This is a genomic window from Gelidibacter salicanalis, from assembly GCF_016469035.1.
Classification (GTDB): domain Bacteria; phylum Bacteroidota; class Bacteroidia; order Flavobacteriales; family Flavobacteriaceae; genus Gelidibacter; species Gelidibacter salicanalis_A.
In genome coordinates, this window is the sequence record NZ_JAEHJZ010000047.1 from 115,380 (window position 1) to 122,219 (window position 6,840).

Here is a 6,840-nt window from a genome sequence, read left to right on the forward strand (position 1 = left end):
TTTAGACTTGATCTTTTGGATTTGGAACTGCAGCTACTTTACAATTTTGCCTATCTTGTCAAAACCCCTGAACAAATACATACTAGCACTATAATATATGAGCATAAGCGATTTTTTGATCACCTTAGTACCTTTTACTCCCGACGAACTGAATGATATCCTTAGCCATTTTAAAAAAGAATCGGTTGCAAAAAATCAGATTCTGGTTCGCCAAGGCGACGTTTGTAAATTCTTGTATTTTATAGAGCACGGTATGGGCAGAAGCTATTATCTTAATGAAAATGGGAAGGAAATTACCCAATGGTTTTTTGGGGTTGGGAAATTTATGACCAGTGCCGATAGCTTTTTTCAACAAAGTCCGAGCCTCTACTATTTGGAAGTGTTACAAGATTCGCTTGTTTACAGCATTTCTAAAGAGGATATTGATCAACTCTTCGCCAAATATCACCAAATGGAAAAATTGGGACGGCTCGTCACCACAGAAATGCTGACAAAAATAGTCAACAAACTCAACGCCATCCAATTTCAAACCGCCAAAGAGCGTTACGATTATATGTTGGCCGAATTCCCTGATATTGCCCACCAAGTTCCCTTGGGCCATATTGCCTCCTATTTAGGAATGACCCAAGAAACCCTCAGCCGGATCAGAAAATAGAAACCTAGAACCGTCAAGTCACACAAGCTAAACCTCAAACCTCACACCTCCTAACACCTCAAACCTCACACCTCAAATCCCCCATTTTTTTGATATAGGTCAAAGGAAGCCAAACCATTGATGCTTAACTTTGCCTAGTATTTAAAACCAATTACTAATGCATATGAACAACTTTGTCTTAAAACTATGTGTGATGCTCATGGCCATTGCAATGCCGTCGGTACTTACCGCACAACAACTGGACCCTGTGCTGCAAGAATTGATTCAGAAAGGCATCACCAAAAGTCATCAGCTTAATTCCAACCGAATTGATGCTGCACAGGCCCAGGTAGATCAGCAATTGGCCAAATCTGTATTCTTGCCAAAAATCACCCTTAATGGAAGTTTTACAAGGCTCAATGACGATATTACCTTTGATGAAAACACCCAAAATTTATTAATCGGTACGCAAAAATTGCTTATTAAAGACGCGGTGGGAATTCCGTTTAATACGCCTTTTCCAGAGAATATCCCTTTGACGGACGTCCCTAATCTGCAAAATAAAAACATCTTAAAATCGTCAGTAGATTTGGATTGGGTATTGTTTAGCGGATTTGAAGCCACAAACGCCCTAAAAGCAAGTCAGCATAAAGAAACCTCCCTCAACTATGTAGGGTTGGCCGAAAAAGATAAAGTAGCTTTACAAATCATTGAAGCCTATGATAAATTGGCGCTTGTACTGGCTTCAAAAAAAGTGCTTTCGACGTCAGAAAACTATTTGAACGAACAAGTGTTCTATGTCAAAAAAGCCATTGAAAACGGCTTGGCTACACCTATCAGCAGGAAAAAAATTGAATTGGCGCAGCAGCAATTGGCAGGTAAACAGCTAGAGTTTGAGCATAATAATATTCTCCTCGTTGAACTTCTTCATCAGTTGACTGGCGAAGTTAAAGCGAATCTGAGATTGTTGAATCCGGAATTGCAATCCTTTTCCGTACCAGAAGCATCTACTTCTGAAAAACGTCACGAAATTAAGGCCTTGGAAGAAGCTGAAAAAGCAACACTTTATCAAGTAAAAATGGAAAAAAGCAATTTTATTCCAAAAGTTGCGGTAAAAGGACATTATGAGTTTATTGAAGATGATCTATCGCTCCTAGATCCGCAATGGTTTATTGGTGCAGGCATCAGATGGAATCTTTTTGATGGGAACCAGTCGCGATTAAAAAGCAAAAAAGCACATTTGGAAAGTCAGAAATACCGTGATCAAATAGAGGATGCCGAGGAGATGATTGTACTCAGCATCACAAAAGCCGAACTGACCTACCAAGCGGCACTACAAAACACCACCATTGTGGAAAAAGAAATCGAATTGGCCAGTGACACTTATGAAATGGTCAACAAACAGTATAAAAATAATTTAGCGTCCATTAACGATGTGCTCGACGCGTTGAATGATGTTGAAAAAGCCAATTTTAAATTACAGGAATCCTATTTTAATGAACGCCGTGCCGTGGCCGATTTGCTACACGCTAAAGGCATACTCACGTACTAACCCCTCAACAACTCTAGATATGAAAACATATACACACATCATTTTAGGTGGCTTTGCCCTACTCTCTTTAAATGCTTGCAAAAATGACGAAATCACCGCCAACCGAGGCAAGGTGAAATTCGAGACTATAGCGGTCAGCAGTAAAATTGGAGGGCGGATTGAAAAAATTTATGTTGAAGAAGGCCAAACCGTCAAAAAAGGCGATACCCTTGCCTTGATGAACGTTCCGGAAGTCAATGCGAAACTGACTCAAGCCGAAGGTGCCATTACAGCCGCCCAAGGTCAATTGAATCTTGCTTTTAATGGCGCTACTACAGAACAGTTGAATCAAATTGAAGGCCAATTAAATTCTGGAAAAGCCCAATTGGAGTTTGCCCAAGAATCTTACAACCGATTGCAAAATATGTATCAGGATTCCTTAGTCAGCCAACAGCAGTTTGATGAAGTTAGAATGAAACTCAACATGGCCAAGGCTCAAGTAAAAGCTTTGGAAGCCAAGCGTGATGAGGTTAAAAAAGGCGCACGCTCAGAACAGATTGCCCAAGCCCAAGGCCAATTGGACCGTGCCGTTGGTGCTAAGGAAGAAGTGATGTCTGCTTCTGATGAGCAATATATGATTGCCCCTGCAGATATGACTTTGGAGACCATCAGCTTAGAGGAAGGCGAATTGTTAACGCCAGGCTATACCATGTTCAATGGCTATAAGTCCAACAGTCTTTATTTTAGGTTTACCATTCCAGAATCGAAAATTTACGATTTTAAATTGGGTCAGGAATTGACGTTAGTTAATCCGTACACGAAAGTTGAAACGACCGCTAAAATTGTCGCCATTAAACAATTGGCACAGTATGCTGACATTACCAGCACAGCGCCTTTGTATGAATTATCAGAATCTATTTACGAACTCAAAGTGGTGCCGACCTCAGATGTATCGAATCAAAAGTTTTATACCAACGCAACCATCCTTATCAAATAGTAGCTCATGAAACATTTTAAAAGCTTACTCAAGGTAGAATTCAAACGTATTTTTTCAAATGGCGTATTGATGGCTATCTTTTTTGGAGCTCCAATTGGGTACGGTATTTTGTTTGGCTATGTGTACCAACAAGCGAAAGTCAAAGATTTACCAATTGTTATTGTAGATCAAGATCAAAGTCCGGTCACCGACCAAATTATTGATGCGTTTATCGCTAATGAAGGGCTGTTGGTAATGGATGTACGTCCTACTTCTGGAACTATCGTAGCGGAGATGCCTACAGAACAATATGCAGCTGTCATTACCTTTCCAACGGATTTTGAAAAGAATGTACTCCAAAAGAAGCACCCTGAAATTCGTGTGGATTTGAATATGGCCAACATTGTCAATGCCAACACAGCGAGTAACCATATTAACACCGTGTTAATGACCATGAATGCAGGCATTGAAATAGAAGGTCTTAAAAAACAAGGCATGCATCCAGACCAAGCCAAAGCATCCTACGAAAGTTTTAAGATCAATTTTAATAAACTCTATAATTCTACAGGAAACTATGTGACCTTTATGTTGCCAGGCATTTTGGCCGCCATCATGCAACAGATTATATTTTTGGCCATGGCCCTAGCGTTTTCGAGAGATTTTGAAGACGGTTATTTTGCGAAATTGGTAAAAGATCACAAGTCGTCGTTATACCTGATTTTCTTAAAGGCAACCCCATTTTTAATTATGCTGCCATTTATTTGGGCCATTGTGGGTGCGTTTTTTCCATATTTTAGGATCACGGCGGCTATTTTTAACTTTCCCATGTTGGTCTTGACCATCTTGTTAACCTTGGCATCTATGGCTATTGGAATGCTCTTTTCCATCGCTATTCCAAGTCAATTAAAAGCGACAGAGTTATTGATGGTCATCTCTACACCGGCTTTTATCTTAAGCGGATTTACCTGGCCCACGGCAGCAATTCCTGAGGTAATTACCAGCGTGGCACAGTTTATTCCGGTGACCCAATTTTTGAGTGCGTTTCGTAAAATTGCCTTTTATGGCGGCAATTTTGCATCCGTATCTTCAGAGATCACCATGTTAGCACTCATTTTTGGCGTAGCGTTTGTAGCGATGGTAGTTCTGCTGCAATTTAAAATTAATAAAACGGCTAAAAAGGAGGCTGTGGTTTTGGAGGCTTAATGTAAAAAAAATCAGAAGATTATTAGCTTAGTAAGAATTGTTGTTGGTGGAAAACACCAACAACGGCGTATGGAAAACACCAACAACAGCGGGAATGTATAAAATTCAGAAAGCTATTTCTTAGAAAGAATCGTTGTTGGTGGAAAACACCAACAACGGCGTGTGGAAAACACCGACAATGGCGTGTGGAAAACACGGACAAATGTTCAATGCAAAATTCATCTCACAATGGAAATCTGGCTAATTTTGAGTAATTTTGAGAACAATAAAACCATTCATGGGCATCCTTTTTATAAGTGATAAAACGAAACTATCCAACCTTGCAAACTCACACTTTAAGAATCGCAACTATGAAGCGTAATTTTCTGATAGCATTCCTTTTAATATTAGCCCTCACCCATTCTTGTGGTGAAAACCAAGATAAAATCATTGCTATAGATGTGCTCCTCACCCTTCCAGAAGACGTTTACGATCAAGCCGTCCATTTAAACCAATCCGTGCTAAAAAACAACCCAAATAATTTTACTTTAGATGACCAGCATATTCCACATATTACCTTATTGCAGTCTTATGTAAAAGAAAGCGATTTGCCTGAAATAGAGACATTATTAGTCGGTCTCTATAAAACCATAGCAGATGAAACCTTTGTAGTTGACCAACTTCAATATGCTAAGGATAAAAATAAAAGTTTCGCTTCTATGGGCATGGAAAAAAGTGAAGCGCTCATGGCTCTTCACGAAAAAGTGATTGGACTTTTAAAACCTTATAGTGTGAGCAATGGCTCACAAGTATCGTATGTGCAAAATGAAGATGGAACCCCAATAGATGACTTTACGATTGCTTATGTGCCGAAGTTTGTGAGCGATTATAGCTTTATAAATTTCAATCCACATATCAGTTTGGGCGTGGGTGAAACGACAGTGTTGGACAGTTTAGCGCAACATCATCAACCGACCAAATTTAAGGCGCCCGCGCTCGCTCTATATCAATTGGGCAATTTTGGTACTGCTCGAAAATTACTATGGGAATCAAAATAGATGGTGTGGACACCGTTTCAGGCCCTAGTGATTCAAGAGCGATTCATAAGTTTAATCCAGCACAATAATTTCGCTCTTTAAAATCCACTTCCCGTCCACTTCAACACTGCGGGTGACGGTGATTTTATTGACACCTGATTTTTTAAAAACGTCAATAAGCTTAAGGCTTTTATGAACGGCGGTGTTAATAAAAATGGGTTCGGTAAGTAAAGTACCGTTGGTGGCATTATAAACATAGAGGGTTTTAGAAGTGGGTTTGATATCCCAAAAACCAATCTCATCAGCACCGTCTCTATTAAGATCCTTTAGGTTTTCCAACTGCGATTGGTACGCACCCTTAATCGTGATATCTTCCAAGTCTCCACTACTAAAAACGATGACGCTATTGCATCCGTTTACGCATTCTACGGTAGCGCTACCTTGATCGTCGCTCTGTAACGCAACTTTTAGTTTTGGAGAAATGACCGTCGCATAATCTGAAAGTCCGTCGCCATTAAAATCGCCAAACAACTGTCTGTTACTGGCAATGTTAAGGCTGTTTTCACGAGCCTTCGGGAAAATAGGCGCATCAAGATCAGTGGTAGTTTCAGCAACCCCTTCACGTAGAATTCTGAACGCGCCGTTTTTAATGGTTACGGACAGATACGAATCGTAATCAGCTTCTATGCCATTATAACTCACGCGGTTTTTGAAGGTCACCAGATATTTCCCCGCCTCTTCTGTAACTTCAATCTGGTTGTTTAATACACTTTGTGTATAGTCTGGAAATTGCTCAAACAGCATTTTTTTGTCTTGCAGGACTTGAGCTCTGGAGCGTTGTTTCCCGTAATAAGAGACCACATTCATATAATTAGGCGCTAAATAAGGCGATTTTAATAGCGTATGGGACTCGTTCCATTGCTGAACAAATTTTCGCAGATTATTTTCGTCTTTAGAATTCACCTCCTTGCAGCCAAACACTAAGACAACAAACAGTAAGGACACTACATACTTCATATAATTAATGGGGTTTTAGCTTCCACTAGGAATGCTAAAGATACGTGATTTTTTAATGAATTGAGGTGCCTTGTGCGGATCTAAGTCGGCTGATGTTAGGATTTTTTGATGAATAAAGATGATTTGTGCGTCTCTTAAACGGTTGATGTGAGGCTCATTTTTTATAAAAATCTTATTTATGGGAATGGCCCTTACGTTTAGAGGATGTTGTTGGTGGAAAACACCAACAACTGCATAAAACCAAGAACGGCATCAATTACCCAATTTGTTGATGGGTTGAGGTGACTTGTCCATCCCTAAAACGCTGATGTGAGAATTTTTGCGAAAATCTGTTAGAAGGACAACCTTACATTTACATTTAGGGGAAGTTGTTGGTGAAAAACACCAACAACGGCATAAAGAGGATGTTGTTGGTGGAAAACACCAACAACGGCATAAGTTTGTCATTCCGAATGAGGCACGA

6 protein-coding genes are annotated in these 6,840 nt (G+C 39.9%); 5 read left to right on the plus strand and 1 reads right to left on the minus strand.

Annotated features, from left to right (window positions below):
- Nucleotides 1-97: 97 nt before the first annotated feature.
- The 5 genes from JEM65_RS17835 (at nt 98) to JEM65_RS17855 (ending at nt 5,381) form a co-directional block, all read left to right on the plus strand.
- The gene (locus JEM65_RS17835) at nt 98-655 is read left to right on the plus strand and encodes a Crp/Fnr family transcriptional regulator (protein ID WP_199602580.1); all 558 of its coding nucleotides are present in this window, start codon (nt 98-100) and stop codon (nt 653-655) included.
- Between the two features lie 157 nt (nt 656-812).
- A complete protein-coding gene (locus tag JEM65_RS17840) occupies nt 813-2,186 on the plus strand; it encodes a TolC family protein (RefSeq protein ID WP_199602583.1) in 1,374 nt (457 codons plus the stop codon).
- 19 nt (nt 2,187-2,205) lie between these two features.
- Nucleotides 2,206-3,162 carry an HlyD family secretion protein gene (locus JEM65_RS17845; protein ID WP_199602585.1) on the plus strand — a complete coding sequence of 319 codons (957 nt, stop codon included), beginning with the start codon at nt 2,206-2,208 and terminating at the stop codon, nt 3,160-3,162.
- A 6-nt stretch (nt 3,163-3,168) separates the two neighbouring features.
- Entirely contained in the window at nt 3,169-4,344 is a 1,176-nt protein-coding gene (locus JEM65_RS17850; RefSeq protein ID WP_199602587.1) for an ABC transporter permease, read from the plus strand.
- Nucleotides 4,345-4,694: 350 nt separating this feature from the next.
- Entirely contained in the window at nt 4,695-5,381 is a 687-nt protein-coding gene (locus JEM65_RS17855) for a 2'-5' RNA ligase family protein (protein ID WP_199602588.1), read from the plus strand.
- Between the two features lie 51 nt (nt 5,382-5,432).
- Here the strand turns inward: JEM65_RS17855 and JEM65_RS17860 are convergent, their stop codons facing one another.
- Entirely contained in the window at nt 5,433-6,377 is a 945-nt protein-coding gene (locus JEM65_RS17860) for a hypothetical protein (RefSeq protein ID WP_199602591.1), read from the minus strand.
- Nucleotides 6,378-6,840 lie beyond the last annotated feature (463 nt).

Coding starts and splice junctions, on each gene's coding strand:
- JEM65_RS17840 (WP_199602583.1), top strand. CDS start 813: ATGCATATGAACAACTTTGTCTTAAAACTATGTGTGATGCTCATGGCC.
- JEM65_RS17845 (WP_199602585.1), top strand. CDS start 2,206: ATGAAAACATATACACACATCATTTTAGGTGGCTTTGCCCTACTCTCT.
- JEM65_RS17855 (WP_199602588.1), top strand. CDS start 4,695: ATGAAGCGTAATTTTCTGATAGCATTCCTTTTAATATTAGCCCTCACC.
- JEM65_RS17850 (WP_199602587.1), top strand. CDS start 3,169: ATGAAACATTTTAAAAGCTTACTCAAGGTAGAATTCAAACGTATTTTT.
- JEM65_RS17835 (WP_199602580.1), top strand. CDS start 98: ATGAGCATAAGCGATTTTTTGATCACCTTAGTACCTTTTACTCCCGAC.
- JEM65_RS17860 (WP_199602591.1), bottom strand. CDS start 6,377: ATGAAGTATGTAGTGTCCTTACTGTTTGTTGTCTTAGTGTTTGGCTGC.